The 22804-nt window shown below is 66.5% G+C and carries 19 protein-coding genes; all 19 read right to left on the reverse strand.

What is annotated here, in order from left to right; genetic code table 11:
- Positions 1-549: 549 nt before the first annotated feature.
- The 19 genes from ACVOLO_RS11705 to hutI all read right to left on the reverse strand — a co-directional run bounded on the left by ACVOLO_RS11705 (position 550) and on the right by hutI (position 22744).
- Positions 550-2526, reverse strand: coding sequence for a chemotaxis protein CheA (locus tag ACVOLO_RS11705; protein WP_481570469.1), 1977 nt, complete (start codon positions 2524-2526; stop codon positions 550-552).
- A gap of 36 nt (positions 2527-2562) precedes the next feature.
- Positions 2563-2928: a response regulator gene (locus ACVOLO_RS11710; protein WP_038688521.1), complete on the reverse strand. Its 366-nt coding sequence runs from the start codon at positions 2926-2928 to the stop codon at positions 2563-2565.
- Positions 2925-3233, reverse strand: coding sequence for an STAS domain-containing protein (locus ACVOLO_RS11715; RefSeq protein WP_481570470.1), 309 nt, complete (start codon positions 3231-3233; stop codon positions 2925-2927). The genes ACVOLO_RS11710 and ACVOLO_RS11715 overlap by 4 nt, the downstream gene beginning before the upstream one ends.
- A 207-nt stretch (positions 3234-3440) precedes the next feature.
- The gene (locus ACVOLO_RS11720) at positions 3441-4466 is read right to left on the reverse strand and encodes a chemotaxis protein CheW (RefSeq protein WP_481570471.1); all 1026 of its coding nucleotides are present in this window, start codon (positions 4464-4466) and stop codon (positions 3441-3443) included.
- Entirely contained in the window at positions 4463-5248 is a 786-nt protein-coding gene (locus ACVOLO_RS11725) for a ParA family protein (RefSeq protein WP_481570472.1), read from the reverse strand. The genes ACVOLO_RS11720 and ACVOLO_RS11725 overlap by 4 nt, the downstream gene beginning before the upstream one ends.
- Positions 5248-6192 (reverse strand): flagellar motor protein MotD, encoded by a 945-nt coding sequence (gene motD / locus ACVOLO_RS11730; protein WP_481570473.1) that lies wholly within the window; start codon positions 6190-6192, stop codon positions 5248-5250. The genes ACVOLO_RS11725 and motD overlap by 1 nt, the downstream gene beginning before the upstream one ends.
- A 3-nt stretch (positions 6193-6195) precedes the next feature.
- Positions 6196-6936: a flagellar motor protein gene (locus tag ACVOLO_RS11735; RefSeq protein WP_481570474.1), complete on the reverse strand. Its 741-nt coding sequence runs from the start codon at positions 6934-6936 to the stop codon at positions 6196-6198.
- Between the two features lie 239 nt (positions 6937-7175).
- Positions 7176-9020, reverse strand: a complete 1845-nt coding sequence (locus ACVOLO_RS11740) for a chemotaxis protein CheA (RefSeq protein ID WP_481570475.1) — start codon at positions 9018-9020, stop codon at positions 7176-7178.
- 3 nt (positions 9021-9023) lie between these two features.
- Positions 9024-9644 carry a protein phosphatase CheZ gene (locus tag ACVOLO_RS11745; RefSeq protein ID WP_481570476.1) on the reverse strand — a complete coding sequence of 207 codons (621 nt, stop codon included), beginning with the start codon at positions 9642-9644 and terminating at the stop codon, positions 9024-9026.
- On the reverse strand, positions 9644-10036 hold the full coding sequence (cheY, locus tag ACVOLO_RS11750) for a chemotaxis response regulator CheY (protein WP_481570477.1): 393 nt from the start codon (positions 10034-10036) through the stop codon (positions 9644-9646). The genes ACVOLO_RS11745 and cheY overlap by 1 nt, the downstream gene beginning before the upstream one ends.
- Positions 10037-10049: 13 nt before the next feature.
- Positions 10050-10802 (reverse strand): RNA polymerase sigma factor FliA, encoded by a 753-nt coding sequence (locus ACVOLO_RS11755; protein ID WP_481570478.1) that lies wholly within the window; start codon positions 10800-10802, stop codon positions 10050-10052.
- Positions 10799-11683, reverse strand: a complete 885-nt coding sequence (locus ACVOLO_RS11760; RefSeq protein WP_481570479.1) for a MinD/ParA family protein — start codon at positions 11681-11683, stop codon at positions 10799-10801. The genes ACVOLO_RS11755 and ACVOLO_RS11760 overlap by 4 nt, the downstream gene beginning before the upstream one ends.
- Entirely contained in the window at positions 11670-13352 is a 1683-nt protein-coding gene (flhF, locus tag ACVOLO_RS11765) for a flagellar biosynthesis GTPase FlhF (protein ID WP_481570524.1), read from the reverse strand. Before flhF ends, ACVOLO_RS11760 begins: the two co-directional genes overlap by 14 nt.
- Before the next feature lie 160 nt (positions 13353-13512).
- Entirely contained in the window at positions 13513-15615 is a 2103-nt protein-coding gene (gene flhA / locus ACVOLO_RS11770) for a flagellar biosynthesis protein FlhA (protein WP_481570480.1), read from the reverse strand.
- On the reverse strand, positions 15612-16742 hold the full coding sequence (flhB, locus tag ACVOLO_RS11775) for a flagellar biosynthesis protein FlhB (protein ID WP_481570481.1): 1131 nt from the start codon (positions 16740-16742) through the stop codon (positions 15612-15614). Before flhB ends, flhA begins: the two co-directional genes overlap by 4 nt.
- A 390-nt stretch (positions 16743-17132) precedes the next feature.
- Positions 17133-18800 (reverse strand): urocanate hydratase, encoded by a 1668-nt coding sequence (hutU, locus tag ACVOLO_RS11780; RefSeq protein WP_481570482.1) that lies wholly within the window; start codon positions 18798-18800, stop codon positions 17133-17135.
- Entirely contained in the window at positions 18797-19651 is an 855-nt protein-coding gene (gene hutG / locus ACVOLO_RS11785) for an N-formylglutamate deformylase (RefSeq protein ID WP_481570483.1), read from the reverse strand. The genes hutU and hutG overlap by 4 nt, the downstream gene beginning before the upstream one ends.
- Before the next feature lie 316 nt (positions 19652-19967).
- Positions 19968-21515 (reverse strand): histidine ammonia-lyase, encoded by a 1548-nt coding sequence (gene hutH / locus ACVOLO_RS11790; protein WP_481570485.1) that lies wholly within the window; start codon positions 21513-21515, stop codon positions 19968-19970.
- 23 nt (positions 21516-21538) lie between these two features.
- Positions 21539-22744, reverse strand: a complete 1206-nt coding sequence (gene hutI / locus ACVOLO_RS11795) for an imidazolonepropionase (RefSeq protein WP_481570486.1) — start codon at positions 22742-22744, stop codon at positions 21539-21541.
- Positions 22745-22804: the final 60 nt, after the last annotated feature.

Here is a 22804-nt window from a genome sequence, read left to right on the forward strand (position 1 = left end):
GATGCACCTGCGGAAGTGACGGTTGATAGAGCAGGGCGGCGGGGGCACCCGGTGATGCTGAAACCACGAACGTGCTGAGGTATCGGCGCTGCGTGAGTGTTCTTGAGTAACTGTGAGCAACGCCGCTGAGCAGCATTTGGAGGGATGGGGAAAGCAGCTGTGCCGGCGTGGAAAGCCGATGCTAGAGTGCGGTTTGCCCTGATGCGTTGCGGGTCAGAAGGAGGCTTGCGACAGCTGCATGTGGCACATCGGTGCCGTCTCAGGCGTCCCTATGCAAGGGCAATGGACATCATGGGTTGCAGGCCAGTCCATCGCAGCTGCGCGAGCGCTGCAGCGGAAATCGCTTCTTCAAGATCCGGCGAACCCGGTAGGGGGTGATTCACTGGGTGAGGCAGAGGGGATCCGTTGAACGCTGAAGAGGCCCTGCGTTTGCCTGTATCAGGGCGCCTTCCCGGACGAAGGAGAAGGCGGCTGAGTTGCATACGCCGGGAAGCAGGGCGCAGTGCGAATGGCTGCCCTATGAAGGTGCCCGGCTTGCCCGGGCGTGCTTCAGGCTGCCTGCGGTACCCGCAGCGAACGTACCAGGCCACCGATGTCGACGATCAAGGCAACGCGTCCATCGCCAAGGATGGTGGCACCGGAGACACCACCGATGCGGCGGTAGTTGTTCTCGATGTTCTTGACCACCACCTGCTGCTGGCCGAGCAGTTCATCCACTTCCAGTGCGATTTTCTGGCCGTCGCTTTCGACCACGACCACCAGCGGATCGGCGTGACTGCTGTCGCGGTAGCCGTAGTGCTGGCCCAGCGAAAGAATGGGCAGGTACTCGCCGCGAACACGCAGGACGCGGCCTTCGCCGGCCATGGTGCGGATGTCCTCGGCCTGCGGCTGCAGGGCTTCCAGCACATAGGCCAGCGGCAGGATCAGCGTTTCGCCGGCTACCGACACCGTCATGCCATCAAGGATGGCCAGCGTCAGCGGCAAGCGGATCAGGACGCGGGTACCCGAGCCTGGGCGGCTTTCCAATTGCACTTCGCCCCCGAGTGCCTGGATGTTGCGGCGGACCACATCCATGCCGACACCACGGCCGGAGAGGTCGGTCACCGCATCGGCGGTGGAGAAGCCCGGCTGGAAGATCAGATCCCACACCTGCGAATCGGTGGGGTTGTCCGGCACGCTGATGCCGCGCTCAAGCGCCTTGGCCAGGATCCTGTCGCGGTTCAGGCCACGGCCGTCATCGCTGACTTCAATCACGATGTGGCCACCCTGATGGGAGGCGGCCAGGGTGATCGTGCCGGTTTCTTCCTTGCCTGCGTCGCGGCGCACGTCCGGCATTTCAAGGCCGTGGTCGATGGAGTTGCGGACCAGGTGCACGAGTGGGTCGGCGATCTTTTCGATCAGGCCCTTGTCCAGCTCGGTACCTTCGCCGATGGTGCGCAGGCGCACCTGCTTGCCGAGGCGGCTGGAAAGGTCGCGGACCAATCGCGGGAAACGGCGGAATACCGCGTCCACCGGCAGCATGCGCACGCCGATGACCGCTTCCTGCAGGTCACGCGTGTTGCGCTCCAGCAGATCCAGGCCGGCTAGCAACTGCTCGGCGTGTGCTGCGTCCAGTCCGCCGGAGACCTGCTTGAGCATGGCCTGGGTGATGACCAGCTCACCGACCAGGTTGATCAGCGCGTCGACCTTGTCGACGCTGACGCGGATGGAGGATTCGGCTTCATGCGCATGTGCGCCGTTGGCCGCCGGCTTGGCTGCATCGGTGGCGACAGCGGCTGTCTGCACGGGCTCCGCTACCGGCGCGTCGATTGCCAGGCTGGGCGGTGCAGCGGGACGAATGTCCAGTTCGCAGTCGTCCACGACCCAGGCGAAGGTGTCTTCAATACGGCTGCGCGGTACTTTGCCGACCAGACCAAGATCCCAGGCCAGATAGGCCTCCAATGGATCGAGCTGGTCGAAGGCGGGCAGGCGCTGCATGCGCGGTTCGACATGCAGCGAGCCGAGTGTTTCCAGCTCACGAATGATGCGCAGCGGGTCGTTGCCGCTCATGAACAGCGACGGCGCCGGTACAAAGCCGATCTGCCAGGCGTCCGGGGTCTCGTCCTGTTTGGGCGTGCCCGCTGCCGGTGCAGGTGCCTGGCCGCTCAACACGGCCTGCAGGCGATCGGTGACGGCTTTCACCGCCGCCGGGTCGGCCGCCTGGCCATGTTCGGCCTCGCGCAGCAGTGCACGCAGCACGTCCACCGAGGCCAGCATGGCGTCAACGGCATTGCTGGCCAGTGCGCGCTTGCCTGCGCGCAGCTCGTCCAGCAGGGTTTCCAGCACGTGGGTGAGGCTTGCGATTGCATCAAACCCGAACGTGCCCGCACCGCCCTTGATCGAATGGGCGGCGCGGAAAACGGAGTTGATGATTTCCGGATCCTGCGCGCCATCTTCCAGGGCGAGCAGGCCGGCCTCCATCGCATCCAGCCCTTCGCGGCTTTCTTCAAAGAAGGTGGCGTGGAAGCGTTGCAGGTCCATGCTCATCGGCGCGGTATCCGTTGGTAAGGCAGGTGAGGCTGATCAGCCCAGGACTTTCTGGACGGTGGCGACGAGCTGTTCGGGGTTGAACGGCTTGACCAGCCAGCCGGTGGCCCCGGCGGCCTTGCCTTCGGATTTCTTGTCGGCGGCCGACTCGGTGGTGAGCATCAGCATCGGGGTGAACTTGTAGTCCGGCAGCTGGCGCAGCTCGCGGATCAGCGAAATGCCGTCCATGTTCGGCATGTTCACGTCGGTGACCACGGCATTGAAACGCTGGCCCTTGGCGCGGCCCAGGGCCACGGCGCCGTCTTCGGCTTCTTCCACCGAAAAACCGGCCGAGGTAAGGGCGAAAGAGACCATCTGGCGCATTGACGCCGAGTCGTCCACCACCAGGATTCGTGCGCTCATGCAGCGTTCTCCACAGATTTCGTTGTGTCAGGGGTTGCTTCCAGACCCAGGGTCCGGAGGACACCGAGCAGGCGCGCGGCGTCGTGGAAGGTTGCCGTAGCGTCGTCGAAGACGGTGGCATGCCCGGCTTGCTGCCGGGCCAGCACGAAGGCGCACAGCACCTGCATGGCGGCGGTATGCACCCGCGTCACCTGGCTGGCGTCCACGCGCAGTTCCCCACCTTGGCCAAGGTGCGGGGCCAGTTGCTGTTTCAACTCGCTGGTGGTCTCGATACCGAGATCCTGCAGCAGTGCCACAGTGCTCATCGTCGCTCCGGACAAACGTTACTGGGAGGGGTAGCGGCAGTGCCGATGGGTTCTTTAGGACGCAGGATGTGGTGCGCTGCGGAATGTGATGCGTTAAGCGGTTTGGCGCCCGTGTAGGCGCGCCTTCAGGCGCGAAGCAAACGAATCCCGCATGCGCTCACATTGCCCCGGTATGGCGCTGACCCGGTTTCGCGCCTGAAGGCGCTCCTACTGGAGCAGGCGGGTGGCATCGAGCAGGATCATCGGTTGGCTGCCGACGCGGGCGATGCCGCGGAACAGCTCGTTGGATATCTGACAGATGCGGGCCGTGTCCGGGGGTTCGATCTGGGAGTCGGTGAGGTTGGCGACATCTTCCACCGCCGATACACGCAGGCCCAGCACTTCGCCATTCTCTTCGAGCACCACGATGCGGGTCTGCGTGTCCTCCGGCGGGGTGGCGACACCCAGGTGCAGGCACAGGTCCATCACCGGCACCACCTGGCCGCGCAGGTTCATGATGCCGAGCATCGACACACCCGTGCCGCGCAGTGCAAGCAGTGGCACCGGCAATACCACTTCCTGGACTTTGAGCAGCTCCAACGCATAGGTCTGTGGGCCGCAGCGCAGGCGCAGCCAGCGCGAAGCGCGTTCGCTGGCGCGACGGTTCTGCGGCGCGTTGCCCGGCTGCCGTGCCTGTGCCTGCAGTTCCTGCCAGGTGTTTGGCCGGGCAGGGGCCGGCGGTGTGTGGTCTGCGGCAGCGGGGACTGACGGGGGCATCGACGCGCGTGCGACGGGGGCGATGCCGGCGGCCAGGTCAAAGGCACTCTCCAGCGCGGGGCTGTCGGCATGCGCCAGCCTGGCGCTCTCCGCCGGATCTGTTTCGTAGATGACTTCATCGGGAAGGTCATCCCAGGTCGGCTCCGTGGCCTGGCCTGAAATGTCCTGTGCCGGTGCTGCCGGAAGTTCGGGCGGCACGTCATCCCATGTGGGTTCGGCGTCCGCTTCCACGGTTGCAAGGGTTGGCGATGACGGCGTGCAGGCTGCGCTGGCGGGAGCGATGTCGTCCCCGGAGACGCGCGCCGCCTGCAGGGCTGCCAGCGCTTCCTCGAATGCAGCTTCGAGCTCGGGGCTGTCACCAGGTATCTCCGCAGCAGGCGCCGGCACGTTGGCTGCCGTTGGCGGCGATGCCACTGCCGGCGTGGCATCGGCCAGCAGCTCGTCGAGATAGTCGTCCAGGGCGCCGACGCTGGTCATGCGGCCTCCTGTGCCAGCACGCGCCTGTCCTCGCCGAGAATCCAGTCCAGCGCGCGGCGGTAGGCGGCATGGCCGCGTCCGGGATAGTCGTCGCCCTGCATCGGCTGGGTGAGCCCGGCTGCATGGCTGATGCGGGTATCGACGGGAATGGCGTCTTCCCACACGCGGCTGCCGTGACGCTCCTGCATCAGCTTGAGCGATTCGTTGCCAGCACGGGTGCGCCGGTCGAACAGGGTGGGCAATACCGAGATCGGCAATGCACGTTTGCGCGAGCGTTCCACCATTTCGCCGGTGCGCACCATGCCGTCAAGGCCATGCAGTGCAAGCGGTTCGGCCTGGGTGGGGATGATCAGCCGATCAGCAGCGGCCAGCGCGTTGATCATCAACAGGCCAAGCGTGGGCGCACAGTCCAGCAGGATGTAGTCGTGACGTTGGCCGTGGCGTGCAAACGCCTGTTGCAGGGCCAGGCCCAGCCCGGGCTGGTTGGCGCTGCGGCGTTCCAGCGTGGCCAGTGAGGCTTGCGCGCAGAGGTAATCCAGCCCCGGAATATTGCTGGCTTGCGCCAGCTCGGAGATCTCATGCGGCGGCGTGGCGAACAGCTCCTGCACGCCCTGCGGCACGGGCTCAAGCGGCACGCCGAAGGCGCGGGTGAGCGAGGAATGCGGGTCCAAATCGATCAACAGCACCGTGTGTCCGCGCGCGGCCAGGCCGCGTCCCAGCGACAGGGTGGTGGTGGTCTTGCCGACGCCACCTTTCTGGTTGGCAATGGCCCAGATACGCATCAGTGAACTCCTTCGATGACAGCAGGCACCGAGGCGGCGGCAGCGGTGGTGCCGTCGCTGCGGGGGGTATCGGTGCCGTCGGTGCTGGCGGTGGTGGTGCCCGCACCCGGCAGGTCGGCGGCCGCAGCCGAGTCGGCCAGGATGATGACCATCACCCGCCGGTTGCGGTTGCGGCCTTCCGGCAGGTCGTTGCTTTCGCGCGGGCGGAACTCGCCATAGCCGACCATCGCCAACCGCGCCGGCTGCACGCCGTGGTCGGCAAACAGATGCACCACGCTGGCTGCACGGCCGGCAGACAACTCCCAGTTGGAGGGGAACTGCGCGGTGGCGATGGGGAGGTTGTCGGTGTGGCCTTCGACGCGAACGCCGTTGGGTGCATCAAGCAGCACGTCGGCCAGCTTGCCCAGGGTGTCGCGTGCGCCCGCATCGAGTGCTGCCGAGCCGGTGCTGAAAAGGATGTCGCTGTTGATTTCCACTTCCAGCCACAGCTCGGTGCGGCGCACGGTGATTACGCCCTGCTTGACCAACGGCGCCAGCGCCGAGCTCAGGCGGTCGGCAATCTGGTTCAACTGGCGCTCGGCGCGGCGCAGTTGCTCCTGGTTGTGCGCGGACACCGGCAGGCGCATGTGCGATGCCATCGATGGCAGCTGGGTGGGATCGGACAGCGCGCCGCCGGTCATGCTGGGCGAGCGGATCACCGACGGGGTGTCGTGGCCACCGCCCTGGATCTGCATGTTGCCGACCTGCACCTGGGTGATGGTGCGCGGTGCGCCGCCGAAGGCCGTGGAAAGGGAATCGGCCATCACCCGGTACTTGCCCTCGTTGAGCGAGGAGATGGCGTACATGACCACGAAGAAGGCGAGCAGCAGCGTCATCAGATCGGCATAGGGGATGGCCCATGCCTCGTGATTGGCGTGCTCTTCGTGGTGCTTGCGACGTGCCATGGCTCAGTTCACGAACCCGGCGAGGCTGTTTTCGATGTTGCGTGGGTTCTCGCCCTGAGCAATGGCGATCAGCCCTTCGATGACCATCTCGCGCTCGCGGGTGCTGTGTGCGATCACGCTCTTGAGCTTGGCCGACACCGGCAGGAACAGCAGGTTGGCCGAGGCGATGCCGTAGATGGTGGCGGTGAACGCGGCGGCGATGCCGTGGCCGAGTTTGCTGGGGTCGGCCAGGTTCTTCATCACCGCGATCAGGCCGAGCACGGCGCCGATGATGCCCAGCGTGGGTGCGTAGATACCCATGCCTTCAAAGACCTTGGTGGCGGCCAGATCCTGCTGCTCCTGGCTGCCGAGTTCGATTTCCATCATGTGACGGATGGTGTCCGGCTCCACGCCATCGACCACCAGCTGCAGGCCTTTGCGGATGAACGGATCGTCCTGCATGTCCACCTGCGGCTCCAGACCGAGCAGGCCCTGGCGACGGGCGATGTTGCTCCAGTCCACGATCTGCTGGATCAGCGCGCGGCGGTCACTGGCCGGCGGCTTGACCACCCAGCGCACGATCTTGAAGGCGTGTTTGAACACCGCAGGCGAGGTGTGCAATAGGATGGCTGCAATCGTGCCGACGATGACAATCACGAACGCTGCCGGTGACCACAGCGAGGACAGGCCGGCACCCTTGAGGATGCTGCCGCCCACCAGTGAGAGCAGGGCGAGGAAAAGTCCAATGATGCTGAGTCGGTCCATGGTGTTGGATATCGGCCTGGTGCGTGTGGTCTTGAATGGGCGGGGCGGGAACGGACGTTCTGGGCTTGTGCTTTAGCCCCTCTCCCGCGTGCGGGAGAGGGGTTGGGGTGAGGGCGCTTCCGCTTCAGAACCTAAAAGCGCCCCTCACCCGCCCCGTCTTCGCAGGGCCGCCCTCTCCCGCAGGCGGGAGAGGGGACTAGCGGGATCGCGAGATTGCAGGCGGCTTGCGTCTGCATTGCTTACCCCTGCACTCCACGTAAGCCATCCACATCCAGAATCAGCGCCATGCGGCCGTCGCCGATCAGGGTGGCGCCGGCATAGCCCTTGAGGCCGCGCAACGCACGCGGCAGGGGCTTGATGACCACCTCTTCGCGGCCTCGCACCTGGTCCACGACCAGGCCGAAACGGGTTTCACCCATCTGCAGCACGACGATGGTCAACAACGTCGTCGGCAGCGGGGTGACGCCCAGCCACTGGCGCAGGTCCAGCAGTGCCAGCGTGTGGGTCCTGCGGTCGAGTACCGCACGGCCGTCGAACCAGCCCAGCGATGTGGCCGGCGCGTGCAGCACTTCCATCACGCGTGCCAGGGGCAGGGCATAGACGTCCTCGCCGGCCTGCACCAGCAGGGTGGGCAGGATCGCCAGGGTGAGCGGTACGCGGATCAAAAAGCGGCTGCCCCGGCCCAGTTCGGACTGGATCTGGATCTGCCCGCTGAGTTCGCGGATGCGCGACTGCACCACGTCCATGCCGACGCCGCGCCCGGAAATGTCGGTGACCTGCTGCTTGGTCGAGAAACCCGGCAGGAACACCAGATGCAGGCATTCCTCGCTGCTCAGGCGGGCGGCAGCTTCGGGGTCGATCAAGCCCTTTTCGCGGGCCTTGGCGCGCAGCCGCTCCGGGTCGATGCCGGCGCCATCGTCCTGCACTTCGATGCTGACGTAATCACCTTCCTGCTGTGCGGAAAGCCGCACGCGGCCCATGCGTGGCTTGCCCTGGGCTTCGCGCAGGTCGGGCTTTTCCACGCCGTGGTCGATGGCATTGCGCACCAGGTGCACTAGCGGGTCGGCCAGGGCCTCGACCAGGTTGCGGTCCAGTTCGGTGTCCGCGCCGATCAGTTCCAGGTCCACTTCCTTCTGCAACGAACGGGCGACGTCGCGGGCAACTTTCGGGAAGCGTGAGAACACCTTGCCCACCGGCTGCATGCGCGTGCGCATCACCGCCGATTGCAGGCGCGCGGTGGCGATATCCAAGGTGGAAACCGCGCGATCAAGCTCCTCATCCTTCAAGCGGGTACGCAGGGTCTTGAGGCGGTTGCGCGAGAGCACCAGCTCGCCGATCAGGTTGACGATGGCATCCAGCCGTTTGGTGTCCACGCGCACGGTCTGCTCGGGTTCGGCGGCTTTTGCCGGGCCGGGCTTGGCCGCTGCAGGACGCGCGGGCGCTGGCGCAGGCGTGACGGCCGGCGCCTTGGCCACAGCCGGTGCAGGTGCCACTGTCACCGCGCCGGGCGCAGCGCCACCGTGCAGTTGGTCGAGCAGGGCCTCGAACTCGTCTTCGCTGATGAGCGTGTCATCGGCCTTTGCTGGCACGTGGGGTGTCGTGCCCGGTGCAGCGGCGCCATGCAACTGGTCGAGCAGGGCTTCAAATTCGTCTTCGCTGATCAGCTCGCCGCCGGTGCTGGCCGGCGCCACCACGGCAACCGGCGCGGCGCTGACATCGAACTGCGCAATCAGCGTTGCCGGTGCGTGTTCGGGATCAGTGCCGCTGGACACCGCATCCAGCATTGACTGCAGCCAATCCAGCGATTGCTGGGCGGCATCAAAGTGATGCGCCAGCAATTCGGCCTTGCCTGCACGCGCCATGCCCAGCGCTTCTTCAGCGGCGTGGCACAGTTCGACCATGGGCGTGATCGCCAGAAAACCGGCGCCGCCCTTGAGCGTGTGGAAACCACGGAACACCGCGTTGAGCTGGTCAGCGTCCTGCGGCGCCTGCTCCAGCGTCACCAGTTGTTCGCCCAGCCGATCGAGGATCTCCTGCGCTTCGAGGATGAAATCGGCGGCGATGTCGTCGGCAAAGGCGCTCATGGCTTACAGCCCCAGGTCCGACAGCAGATCGTCGGCGTCGTGCTGGGAGACGGCATGGCGGTCCAAACCTTTCAGCGCTGGCCCGGCCAAGCCGGGAGTGCGTACTTCTTCTTCCGGTGGTGGCAGGCCGAGTGCGCCGAAACCCTCATGCACGCGACGCACGATGCCGACCACGCGGCGGATGATCTGGCCGGTGAGGTCCTGGTAGCTCTGGGTGAGCGCCACTTCGGTGAGGTTGTGGCGGATGCGGTCCAGCAGGTGGTCTTGGTCGGGGCTGAGGCCTTCGGCACGCAGCTGCTCGGTGAGCGCACGGCATTCCTCGGCCAGGTCCAGGGTGCGATGGGTGGCCTGTTCGGTCATCTGCACGACATGGTCCAGGCGTGCGCAGGCATCGTCCAGCTCGCCGGCATCGGACGGCACGCTGGGCAGTTCACCCAGGGCCTGGCCCAGTTCGCGGGCCAGACGGCCGAGCCCGGCCATCATCGGCTGGGTACGCAATGCGGCCAGGGCGTCGATTTCCCGACGCCAGCTGGCTTCGTCACCGTTTTCCAGTGCGGCCAACGCATCCTGCAGGCGCTGCACCAGGGCCGATTTGTCGCTCAATGCTTCGGCGTGCGCGTCCATCAGGCGCTCGCAGCCAGGCGTTCAAAAATCTTGCCGAGCTTTTCTTCCAGCGTCTGCGCGGTGAAGGGCTTGATGATGTAGCCGTTCACACCGCACTGGGCGGCCTCGATGATCTGCTCACGCTTGGCCTCGGCGGTGACCATCAGCACCGGCAGGGTCTTGAGCTTGCCGTCGGCGCGGATGGCCTTGAGCAGCTCGATGCCGGTCATCACCGGCATGTTCCAGTCGGTGACCACGAAATCAAACGGCTGGCTCTGCAGCAGGGCCAGCGCGGCATGCCCGTCCTCGGCTTCGGCGGTATTGGTGAAGCCCAGATCGCCAAGCAGGTTCTTGACGATGCGACGCATCGTCGAGAAGTCGTCAACGATCAGGATGCGCATGTTCTTGTTCAAGGGTTGTTCCTCTTCATGGTTCCTCGAGGCCGGCGTCAGCGGCCTCGAAAATCTTCAGCCGGCCGCGCAGGCGGAGCGTGGCCTGGCCGTGGATCTGGCAGACGCGTGACTCGCTTACGCCGAGCACCGCGCCGATTTCCTTCAGGTTCAATTCCTGCTCGTAGTAGAGCGAGAGCACCAGCTGTTCGCGCTCGGGCAGCAGGGCGATGGCCTTGCCCAGCTCGGCGCCGAACTGGCTGCGCTCAAGCACCTGCTGCGGGGTCGGCCCGCCGGTGGAGGGCGTGTCCAGCTCGCCGTGGTCTTCGATGCGCGATTCCAGGCTCAACACCTGGCCACGCGAGGCATCCTCGACCAGGCGCATGTATTCGGGTAGCGGCAGCTCCATGGCCTCGGCCACTTCGCTGGCGCTGGCGGCGCGGCCGCTGGCCTGCTCGAGGCGACGGATGGTGGCCGCGGCATCGCGGGCGCGGCGGTGCACCGAGCGCGGTACCCAGTCGCCGCGACGGATCTCGTCGATCATCGAGCCACGGATGCGGATGGAAGCGTAGGTCTCGAACGAGGCGCCCTGTTCGGCGTCATAGCTGCGCGACGCTTCGATCAAGCCCATCATGCCGGCCTGGATCAGGTCATCAACCTCCACGCTTGCCGGCAGGCGCGCGGCCAGGTGGTGGGCGATGCGGCGCACCAGGTCGGCGTGGCGGGTGATGCAGTCATTGGCAGCGGCGCGCTGGACTTCGCGGTACTGGGCATGGGCTGCGGCATTCATGCGCTCACCTTCTGCTGGAGGATGCGTTCCAGAAAGAATTCGACGCCACCGCGCGGTGCGGTGGGGGCGTGCCAGCGGGCGGTGCGGCGGGCGATCTCCTGGATCGCCAGCGACGCCGGCGCGGACGGATAGAGCTTCACCACCGGCTGCTGGCGCTGCACCGACAGGCGCAGCCAGTCGTCCTGCGGCACGCAGCCCAGGTAGTTGAGTGAGACATCGATCAGGAACTTCTCGCAGACCCGCACCAGTTTTTCGTACAGGGCGCGGCCTTCGTTCGGGTCGCGGGCCATGTTGGCCACCACCTGGATACGGTCCACCCCGCGTTCGCGCGAGAGCACCTTGATCAGCGCGTAGGCGTCGGTGATGGAGGCCGGTTCGTCGCAGACCACCACCACGGTGTCCTGCGCGGCCTGGCAGAACGTCAACACGCTGTCGGTGATGCCGGCGGCGGTGTCGATGATCATCACGTCCAGGTCGCGTTCCAGCTCGGAGAACACGTTGACCAGGCCGACGTGCTCGGCCGGTTGCAGCTCGGCCATGTGCCGGCGGCCCGATGCGGCCGGCACCACCAGCACGCCGTTGGGGCCTTCGACGATGACTTCCTCCAGCGTGCAGCGCCCGGCGACCAGGTCGGCCAGGGTGTGCTTGGGGTGCAGGCCCAGCACCACGTCGATATTGGCCAGGCCCAGGTCGGCGTCCAGCAGCAGCGTGCGTTTGCCCATGCCTGCCAGTGCCACGGCCAGGTTGGCCGAGACATTCGTTTTACCCACGCCACCCTTGCCGCCGGTGACGGCGATGGTCCGCACCGGGCCCGCCGGATCGCGCCGGGTGGCCGACAGCGGGAAGGTATGGGTCAGCTTGGCGTACTCACGCGACTGCATTGTTCAACTCCGGATTGCAGGGCATATCGGCCGCGCGCCGCAAATCTTCAAGGCGAAGTACAAGATTGGCCGCCGAGGCGCGGTGCAGGTCTTCCGGCACGTCCTGGCCGTCGGTCACCCAGGTGATCGGCAGGCGGTGGTCCACGGCCACCGACAGGGCCGAACCGAAGCGGCCGGTCTCGTCCAGCTTGGTCAGCACCAGCCCCTGCGGGTTGGCGGCGCTGAAGCGGCGCACCACTTCGTCCATGTCCTGGAAGGAGGTGTTGGCCGGCAGCACCAGCAGGGTGCGGATCTGGCCGGCGGCACGCAGCCACTGCAGCTGCGCGGTGAGCGCGCGGTCGCGCTGGCCCAGGCCGGCGGTATCAATCAGCACCAGCTTGTAGTCGGCCAGGCGCTCCAGCAGCTGGTTGAGGTTGGTGCTGCTGTTGGCTTCGTGCACGGCAATGCCCAACTGACGGCCGAAGCCGTACAACTGTTCGCGGGCACCGATGCGCTGGGTGTCGGTGGTCACCAGGGCCACGTCGCGGGCGGCATGGGCTTCGGCAAAGCGCGAGGCCAGCTTGGCGATGGTGGTGGTCTTGCCGGCGCCGGTGGGGCCGACCAGGGCGATCACGCCGCCGGTTTCGATGGGGTCAATGGGCGCCACCGGCAGCTTGCGGGAAATCAGCCCCAGCATCAGGCCACGGGCGCGGGCCGGGTCGGTATCGGCCGGGATCTGCATGACCACATCACGCGACAGGCCGGCGTCGAAGCCGTATTCGTCCATCAGGTCCAGCGCATTGCCACGCACCGCGCTGCCACGCAGGCGTTCGTCGGTGAAGCGGTTCATCTCGCGCTCGATCATCTGGCGCATGCCCACCACTTCCTGACGCAGCTGGTTGAGCTCGCGCTCATTGCTGGCGGTGCTGACCACCGGGGCAATTGCCGGTGCTGCGGTGGCGGGTGTGGCGTCCACGGCAGCGGCGGGCGCAGCAACGGCGGCGACCACCGGAGCGGCCTCCTGGGCCGGCGCGGCGGCCGATGCCGGAGCGAACGTGGCCTGCGGCATCACCGCTGCCACGGGCGCGTCATCAAGCTGCGGCGGATCAATGCTGAAACGCGCGCGTTCCACCGGGCGTTCGCTGGGCGCTTCCGGCAACTGCGGTGCGGGCAGGTTGACCGGCGTGCTGCCGGCGGGACGGAAAACCGGCACCACCGGCGGTTCGTCGGCGCTGGCTGGCAGGGTGGCGAAGCGCTGCATTTCGATCTGCGGCGGCATGTCCTCGGCCGACGGGCGCTTGAGCAGCGACGCAAAGCGGCTGCCGGGTGCCAGTTCAATGCTGCTGTCGATGGAGCGCCCCGTGGCACCGACCGCCGAGCGTGCCAGCGCGGCCACGGCCGAGGTGGTGGCGGTGACTGGCTCCGGTGCCGGTTCCGGCGCCTTGCGACGGGTCATCGCCGCCATGATCGCCTCGGCGGCGCTGCGTGGCTTCGACGGTGCCGGCGCCGGCGGGCGGCTGGCCTGCAGTGCCTGCTGTACGGCGGTTTCGTCGTAATGGGCGGCCGCCACGATCTCGACACCTTCCTCGATGCGGCGATTGGAAAGGATGACCGCATCCGGCCCGTGCTCCTTGCGCACCAGGTTCATGGCGGTGCGCATGTCGGCGGCGACGAAACGTTTGATCTTCATGTTCTGGTACCGGGCGTGGGGCTGGCCCGAAGCAGCGGCGTTGGCGATGGCGGTGTCCTGCATGGCGTGGCGTGCTCCTTCGTGCGGGGTTTCTGATGGGTTGCTCAGGTGTCTGTTTTCCGTCACCTGCGCCGGGGGCGGCGCGGGCTTCCGGGCGGCCTCAGCTGATCGTGCCGACCAGCTTCAGCCGCTTGTCTTCCGGTACCTCGCTGTAGGCCAGGACCGACAGCGAGGGAACGCTGTGGCGGACCAGGCGCGCCAGCGCGGCGCGGACCGGCGCCGGTACCAGCACCACCGCGGGCTCGTTGCGGGCCTCCTGCTTGCCGACGCAATCGGCAAGACTCTGATGGAGGCGTTCGGCGAGACCGGGTTCCAGTGCGGCACCATTGCCTTGCGTTGACTCCTGCAAGACCCGTTCCAGTTGCGGGTTGAGGGTGAACACCGGCAGCTCCGGGGAGGTGCCGGCAATCTCCTGCACGATGAAACGGCCCAGCGCGGTGCGCACGGCAGCGGTCAGCGCGGCCGGGTCCTGGGTGACGGGCGCGGTTTCCAGCAGGGCTTCGGCGATCTTGCGCAGCTGCCGCACCGGGATGCGTTCGATCAACAGGTTCTGCAGCACGCGCGACACCGTGGACAGCGGCAGCGCCTTGGGCGAGAGCTCCTCGGCCAGCTTGGGCGCGCTCTTGGCCAGGGTTGCCAGCAACTGCTGCACTTCCTCGTGACCGAGCAGCTCCGGCGCGTGTTCGCGGATGAGGTGCGACAGATGCGTGGCCACCACGGTGGCCGGATCAACCACCGTGTAGCCCAGCGATTCGGCATGGGCGCGTTGATGTGGCTGGATCCAGGTGGCATCCAGGCCGAACGCCGGATCCTTGCCAGCAATGCCTTCCAGCTTGCCCATGGCGCTGCCCGGGTCCAGTGCCAGTTCGCGGTCGGGGTGGATGTCGGCGGTGGCCACCGGCACGCCATGGATCAGCAGGCGGTAAGCGGTGGCCGACAGCTCCAGGTTGTCGCGGATGTGGACCGGCGGGATCAGGAAACCCAGGTCCTGGGTGAGCTTGCGGCGCACACCCTTGATGCGTGCCATCAGTTCGCCGCCCTGCGCCTTGTCCACCAGCGGGATCAGCCGGTAGCCCACTTCCAGGCCCAGCGGATCGACTGGGCGCAGTTCGTCCCAGCTCAGTTCGGCGGTGGGTGAGGGCGGCGAGGCCAGGCCCGGAATCGCAGATTCGGCTCCTTCAGCAGCGGCCTGCGGGCTCTTGGCCGCGGCCATTTCGCGCTTCCACAGCTTCCAGGCCAGAAAGCCGAGGATGGAAGCCAGGGTCAGGAAGGCGAAATTGGGCATGCCCGGCACCAGGCCGACCAGGCCGATGATGCCGGCGGCAATGGCCAGCGCCCGGTACTGGCCGAACACCTGGCCCATCATGGCCTGGGCCATGTCCTGCGAACGCGAGGCGCGGGTGACCAGCATGGCCACGGCGCTGGAGACCAGCAGTGCCGGCAGCTGCGCCACCAGGCCGTCACCGATGGACAGCAGGGTGTAGGTGGCCGCGGCATCGCCGAACGGCATGCCATGCTGCAGCACACCCACGGCCAGGCCGCCGAGCAGGTTGATGAACAGGATCAGGATGCCGGCGATGGCGTCGCCGCGGATGAACTTGCTGGCGCCGTCCATTGCACCGTAGAAGTCGGCTTCCTCGCGCACTTCCTCGCGGCGGGCCTTGGCTTCCTCGCGCGTCAGCAAACCGGCGTTGAGGTCGGCGTCGATGGCCATCTGCTTGCCGGGCATGGCGTCCAGGATGAAGCGCGCGGTCACTTCCGACACGCGCCCGGCACCCTTGGTGATCACCACGAAATTGATGATGGTCAGGATCGCGAACACCACGATGCCGACCGCGTAGTTGCCGCCGATGACGAACTCGCCGAAGGCGGCGATCACCTTGCCGGCGGCGTCATGGCCGTCCTGGCCGTTGAGCAGGATGACGCGGGTGGAGGCCACGTTCAGCGCCAGCCGCAGCATCGTGGTGACCAGCAGCACGATGGGGAAGATGGTGAAATCCAGCGGCCGCTTCACGTAGACCACCGCCAGCAGCACCATCAGCGAGATGGCGATGTTGAGGGTGAATAGCGCATCGAGCACCGGCGCGGCCAGCGGCACCACCACCATCGCCAGCAGTGCCAGCACGATCAGCGGCGCGCCAAGTCCCTGGCGCAGCATGTCCAGCATCCGCCGCGCGGTGAGGCCCGAGGTCTGCGTGCTCATGGCGTGGCTCCGTTGCCGAATTCGTCAACATCCAGCGGGGGCATGGCCGGCATCGGGCCGGTCCGCCATTGGCGCAGCTGGTAGACGTAGGACAGGATCTGGGCGACGGCCGAATACAGTCTCACGGGGATTTCCTTGCCGAGTTGGCTCTCCCGATACAAGGCGCGTGCCAAAGGCGGCGCGGAGACGATGGCGACCTTGTTGCCGTCGGCCACCTTGCGGATGTTCAGGGCCACTTCGTCCACGCCGCGGGCCACCACGGTGGGGGCATTCATGCGGCCGCTTTCGTACTTCAGGGCAACGGCGTAGTGGGTGGGGTTGACCACCACCACGTCGGCCGTGGGCACGGCTTCCATCATCCGCCGCTGTGACATCTGCATCTGCATCTGGCGGATGCGGCCCTTGACCTCGGGGCTGCCCTCGCTTTCCTTCATTTCCCGCTTGAGTTCTTCGCGGGTCATCTTCAACTTCCGCAGCCAGTTCCACTTCTGGTACGGCGCATCGATGGCCGCCAGCAGCGCCAGCGCGCCGCCGGTGGCCAGCAATAGCTTGAGGGTGAACCACAGGCCGTGGCTGACCGCGCGCTCAAGTGGCTGGTGCAGCAGGCCACGGAGTGCGTCCATGCCTTGCCAGATGCACAGGCTGGCGGCGCCGCCGATGAAGGCCACGCGCAGCATCGACTTGACCAGCTCAGCCACCGCTTCGCTGCCGTACAGGCGTTTGAGGCCGCTCATCGGGCTCATGCGCTTGAAATCGGGCATCAATGCCTTGTTGGAAAAGCGCAGGCCGCCCATCAGCACCGGCGCGATGAAGCCGGCGAGCAGGCACACCAGGATCAACGGGCTGACCGCCAGCATCAGCTTCAACAACAGCCAGCCGGCGTGTCCGAACAGCGCCTGTGGGGTGTCCAGCAGGGAAGGATCCGGGCGGAGCGCAGCCTTCATCCATTCGCGCGCATCGTTGGCGACCGGCCCGGAAAGGGTGGCCAGCGCCACCACGGCAGAGGTAAAAACGGCCGCCGTGGCCAGCTCCTTGGAGCGCGGGATGTTGCCTTGTTCCCGCGCATCACGCAGGCGTTTTTCGGTGGGGAGTTCAGTTTTTTCCCCGGCCTGCTCGTTTTCGGACATGGCACGGTGCGGAGGAGGAAGTCATCCGGGGTTGTGCAAGAAGTGTTCCGAAGTGGGTTTGAGGCTTTTCAAGCGTGCGGGATTGGGTTGGCTGCGAAGTGCGTTCCCCTCTCCCCAACCCCTCTCCCGCCAGGGGAGAGGGGCTCCAAAGCTGCAATTGCGAAGATTGCCTCAACTAGCGGTGCATCAAGCCCCTCTCCCCAACCCCTCTCCCGCCAGGGGAGAGGGGCTTCAAAGCTGCAATTGCGAGGATTGCTTCAACTCGCGGCGCATCAAGCCCCTCTCCCCTGGCGGGAGAGGGGTTGGGGAGAGGGGGAGCAAGCCCCCGAACAAACAAAAACGGGCAGGTCAAAAACCTGCCCGTCGATCATCTAAGCCAAAGGTTACGAATCAGCCAAGAATGCCCGGCAGATCCAGCCCCTTCTCCCTGGCGCAATCAAGGGCGATGTCATAACCGGCATCGGCATGACGCATCACGCCGGTGCCCGGGTCGTTCCACAGTACGCGGGCGATGCGCTGGTCAGCCGCTTCGCTGCCGTCACAGACAATGACAACGCCCGAATGCTGCGAATAGCCCATGCCGACACCACCACCGTGGTGCAGGCTCACCCAGGTGGCGCCGCCGGCAACGTTCAACATGGCGTTGAGCAGCGGCCAATCGGACACCGCATCCGAACCGTCCTTCATCGACTCGGTCTCGCGGTTGGGCGAGGCAACACTGCCGCTGTCCAGGTGATCGCGGCCGATCACCACCGGCGCGCTCAGTTCGCCGTTGCGCACCATTTCGTTGAAGGCCAGGCCCAGCTTGTGGCGCAGGCCCAGGCCAACCCAGCAGATACGCGCCGGCAGGCCCTGGAAGCTGATGCGCTCGCGCGCCATGTCCAGCCAACGGTGCAGGTGCGGGTCGTCGGCGATGATTTCCTTCACCTTGGCATCGGTCTTGTAGATGTCTTCCGGGTCGCCACTCAGTGCCACCCAGCGGAACGGGCCGACGCCGCGGCAGAACAGCGGCCGCACATACGCCGGTACGAAACCGGGGAAGTCGAACGCGTTCTTCAGGCCTTCGTCGAAGGCCATCTGGCGGATGTTGTTGCCGTAATCGACGGTCGGGATGCCGGCCGCGTGGAAGGCCAGCATCGCTTCCACATGCACGCGCATGGCGGCCTTGGCGGCATCGCGCACCTTCTCCGGGTTGGCCTGCTGCTCGGCCAGCCACTGCTCCACGGTCCAGCCCAGCGGCAGGTAGCCGTGCACCGGATCGTGCGCACTGGTCTGGTCGGTGACGCAGTCCGGGCGCACGCCACGGCGCACCAGTTCCGGCAGAATCTCGGCGGCGTTGCCAAGCAGGGCAATCGACTTGGCTTCACCGCTCGCCGTGTACTTGGCGATGCGTGCCAGCGCGTCGTCGATGTCGGTGGCCTGTTCGTCCACATAGCGGGTACGCAGGCGGAAATCGATGCTGCTCTGGCGGCATTCGATGGTCAGGCTGCTGGCGCCGGCCAGCGACGCGGCCAGCGGCTGTGCGCCGCCCATGCCGCCGAGGCCGGCGGTGAGAATCCACTTGCCGGTCAGGCTGCCACCGTAGTGCTGGCGGCCCATTTCCACGAAGGTTTCGTAGGTGCCCTGGACGATGCCCTGGCTGCCGATGTAGATCCAGCTGCCGGCGGTCATCTGCCCGTACATCATCAAGCCCTTCTTATCGAGCTCGTTGAAGTGCTCCCAGTTGGCCCAGTGCGGCACCAGGTTGGAGTTGGCGATCAGCACGCGCGGCGCATCCGGATGCGTGGGGAACACGCCGACCGGCTTGCCGGACTGCACCAGCAGGGTCTGGTTGTCGTCCAGGCGCTTGAGCGTTTCCAGAATCTTGTCGTAGCTCTCCCAGTCGCGCGCGGCGCGACCGATGCCGCCGTAGACCACCAGCGACGTCGGATCCTCGGCGACTTCGGCATCCAGGTTGTTCTGCAACATGCGGAACGGCGCTTCGGTCTGCCAGGACTTGCAGTTGAGCGTGTTGCCGCGCGGCGCGCGCGGGCTGCGGGACGGGTCGTGACGGGTCATGCATTTCTCCGGGTAGCAAATTCCAGACAGGCGCCGAGCACTTGCTGCAAGGTGTTGCGCACGGGCGCGGCGTGTTCGGGGTCGTAGGGGGTGGGCCAGCTGTGTTCGTCCACATCGGCCGGGGCGGGCTCGTGCATGTAGCCACGGCAGCCCAGTTCCATCTGCAGGGTGTGCACGCCACCGGCGGTGTCGCTGTAATGGCGGGTGATCCAGCCGCCCTTGAAGCGACCGTTGCGCACATGGCTCATGCCGCTCATCGCACACAGGTTTTCCACCACGTCGGTGAGCGCGTTGTCGCAGGAGGTGTCCGGCGCCCCGCTGGGGCCGGCGCTGCCGATGTTGAACTGCGGCAACTCGCCGTCGAAAAGGTGCGGAATCAGGGAGCGGATCGAATGTGCGTCGTAGACGACGACGGTGTCGTGCTGCGCACGCAGGCGGGCGATCTGCTCGGCAAGCGCGGCGTGATACGGGTCGAACCAGGTCTGGCGGCGACGTTCGATTTCCGCCTCGTCCGGCGCGTGGCCGTCGCGATACAGCGGCTGGTTGTCGAAGGTGGTGGTCGGGCACAGGCCGGTGGTGTTCTGGCCCGGATACAGCGATACGCCGGAAGGGTCGCGGTTGACGTCGATCACCGAACGCGAAATCGCAGTGCGCACGGTGGTGGCGCCCAGTTCCCTTGCGGCGAAGGCGTAGAGATCGTGCACCCACCAGTCGGCATCGCGGCGGGCCAGCCACGGCGATACGAAGTGGCCCGCCAGTTCGTCGGGCAGCTCGGTGCCGGTGTGCGGGAAGCTGACGATCAACGGCGCTTGCCCTTGATGGATCTGCAGCCAGTCAGGCGTGGTGGTCATGGTGGATTCCTGGGAACAGGGGTGAACGGTGAGGCGCGTGAGGGAGTGCGGTTTCTTCTCCCGCGTGCGGGAGAAGAGATTGGCTCGCGGCTAGCGGTGGGTTGTGCTTGGTCTGACGGATTGCTGTGCGGCCAGCCTCCGCTTCTCCCGCGTGCGGGGTGAGGACATGCGGCATACGAGCCACTGGCTCGTGCATGTCCGAACGCACCGCGCTCTGCGCGGGGCCGGGGCGCGGAGCGAGATGCCCGAAGGGCAGATGAGGGGGCTCTTTGCGAGAAGCCCCCAACGCTGGCCAACAGCTCTGCATCGGCTTGAATCAGGCGTTGCCAGCCACATCCACACCCGGCAACTGCACGCCCAGCCCGTTCACCAGCGCGCCACTGCGCACCAGCTCGGTGGCGGCAACCATGTCCGGGTGGAAGTAGCGGTCGTCTTGCAGCGTCGGCACCTGCGCGCGCAGCGTCGCGCGCACGCCTTCCAGTGCTTCGCTCGAACGCAGCGGCGCGTGGAAATCACAGCCCTGGCCGGCGGCCAGCAGTTCAATGCCGATCACGTTGGCGGCGTTCTCGGCCATCGCGATCAAACGACGCGCGCCGTGCGCGGCCATCGACACATGGTCTTCCTGGTTGGCCGAGGTCGGAATCGAATCCACGCTGGCCGGGTAGGCGCGCTGCTTGTTCTCCGAAACCAGCGCCGCCGCGGTGACCTGCGGAATCATGAAGCCCGAGTTCAGGCCCGGCTTCGGCGTCAGGAACGCAGGCAGGCCGCTCAGCGCCGGGTCCACCAGCATTGCGGTGCGGCGCTCGCTGATCGAGCCGATTTCGCAGATCGCCATGGCCAGCATGTCGGCGGCAAAGGCCACCGGCTCGGCGTGGAAATTGCCGCCACTCAGGGCTTCGCCGGTATCGGTGAACACCAGCGGGTTGTCGGAGACGCCGTTGGCTTCGATTTCCAGCGTGGTCGCCGCCTGGCGAATGACGTCCAATGCGGCGCCCATCACCTGCGGCTGGCAGCGCAGGCAGTAGGGATCCTGCACGCGGACGTCGTTGTCACGGTGCGATTCACGGATGGCCGAGCCCTTCATCAGCTGGCCCAGCACGGCGGCGGTGGCGATCTGTCCACGCTGGCCACGGATGCTGTGGATGCGCGGGTCGAACGGCGTATCCGAACCCTTGGCCGCTTCCACCGACAACGCGCCGGTGACCAGCGCCGCCTGGAACACCACTTCAATCTCGAACAGGCCGGCCAGCGCGTAAGCGGTGGAGTACTGGGTGCCGTTGAGCAGGGCCAGGCCTTCCTTCGCACCCAGCACCAGCGGTGCCAGGCCGGTCTGCTGCAGCGCCTGTGCGGCGGGCATGCGCACGCCGCCGACAAACGCTTCGCCGACGCCGATCATCACGCTGGCCAGGTGTGACAGCGGTGCAAGGTCGCCCGAGGCACCGACCGAGCCCTGGCACGGCACCACCGGCACCACATCCTTCTGCAACATCGCTTCCAGCAACGCCAGCGTCTGCGGACGAATGCCCGAGGCACCCTGGGCAAGGCTGGTCAGCTTGAGCGCCATCATCAGGCGGACGACATTGGCCGGCATCGGCTCGCCCACGCCGGCGGCATGCGACAGCACGATGTTCCGCTGCAGGGTTTCCAGGTCCTCACGCTCGATGCGCACGCTGGCCAGCTTGCCGAAGCCGGTGTTGATGCCATACACCGGCTCGCCCTTGGCGACGATGTCGGCAACGACCTGCGCGCTGCGCTGCACGGCGGCCTGTGCCGAGGCGTCCAACTGCACGTTGGCACCGCGGTAGATCTGCCGCCACTGCGACAGCGGAACATGGCCGGGGAGAAGGGTGAGGGTGGTGCTCATGTGTGCTCCAGTAGTGCGGTGTTTCAGGCGGGCTGCCCGCGCCAGACGCGGGCATGCAGGGGGTTGAAGCCGATGCGGTAAACCAGGTCGGCCGGTGCGTCGATGTCCCAGATGGCCAGATCGCATTCCAGGCCGGCGGCAAGCCGGCCGATGCGTTCGCTGCGGCCCAGCGCACGCGCGGCTTCGCGGGTGAAACCAGCGATGCATTCGTCCACGGTCAGGCGGAACAGGGTCGCGCCCATGTTCATGGTCAGCAGCGGGCTGGTCAGTGGCGAGGTGCCGGGGTTGCTGTCGGTAGCCAGGGCCAGCGGTACGCCGGCATCACGCAGCTTCTGGATCGGCGGCTGCACCGTTTCGCGGGTGAAGTAGTACGCGCCGGGCAACAGCACGGCGACCGTGCCGGCCGCGCGCATGGCAGCGATGCCGGCATCATCAAGGTGTTCGATATGGTCAGCCGACAGCGCGCCGTGGCGTGCTGCCAACTCCGCACCGTGCTGGTTGGACAACTGCTCGGCGTGGATCTTGATGGCCAGCCCGTGCTGCTTGGCCGCTTCAAATACCTGCTGCGCCTGCGCCGGGGAGAAGGCGATGTTCTCGCAGAACACATCAACCGCTTCGGCCAGCCCTTCGGCGGCGATGGCGGGGATCATCACCGCGCACACTTCGTTGATGTAGGCCTGTGCTTCGTGGCCCGGCGGCACCGCATGCGCGCCGAGGAAGGTCGGGACCACTTCAACCTTGCGCAGCGTGCCCAGTTCGCTGACGACGCGCAGTTGCTTGCGCTCGTCCATCAGGCTCAAACCGTAGCCGGATTTGATCTCGATGGTGGTGACGCCTTCGGCCAGCATCGCATCGAGCCGGGGCAGGGTGGCCTTGATCAGCGCCTCGTCGTCGGCAGCGCGGGTGGCGCGTACGGTGGAGACAATGCCGCCGCCGGCGCGGGCAATATCGGCATAGCTCACACCGCGCAGGCGCTGCTCGAACTCGCCGGCACGGTTGCCGGCATAGACCAAGTGGGTGTGGCAGTCGATCAACCCGGGGCTGATCCAGCGGCCTTCGCAGTCAATGCGCTGCGCAGCCTCGAAGGCGGGCGCTGCATCTGCGGGGCCAACGTGGACAATGCGGCCCTCGCGCGCGGCGATCACGCCATCGCGGACAATACCCAGGCCGCCGCTGGCATCGTCCAGTGTCATCAGGTTGGCGTTGTGCCAGAGTGTGTCGCAGCGCATGTGCACTCATCCCGTCAATTTGTATATACAATAACGACGGAAAACGGAGAGTGTCCAGTG

It is taken from the genome of Stenotrophomonas sp. STEN056 (assembly GCF_056759635.1).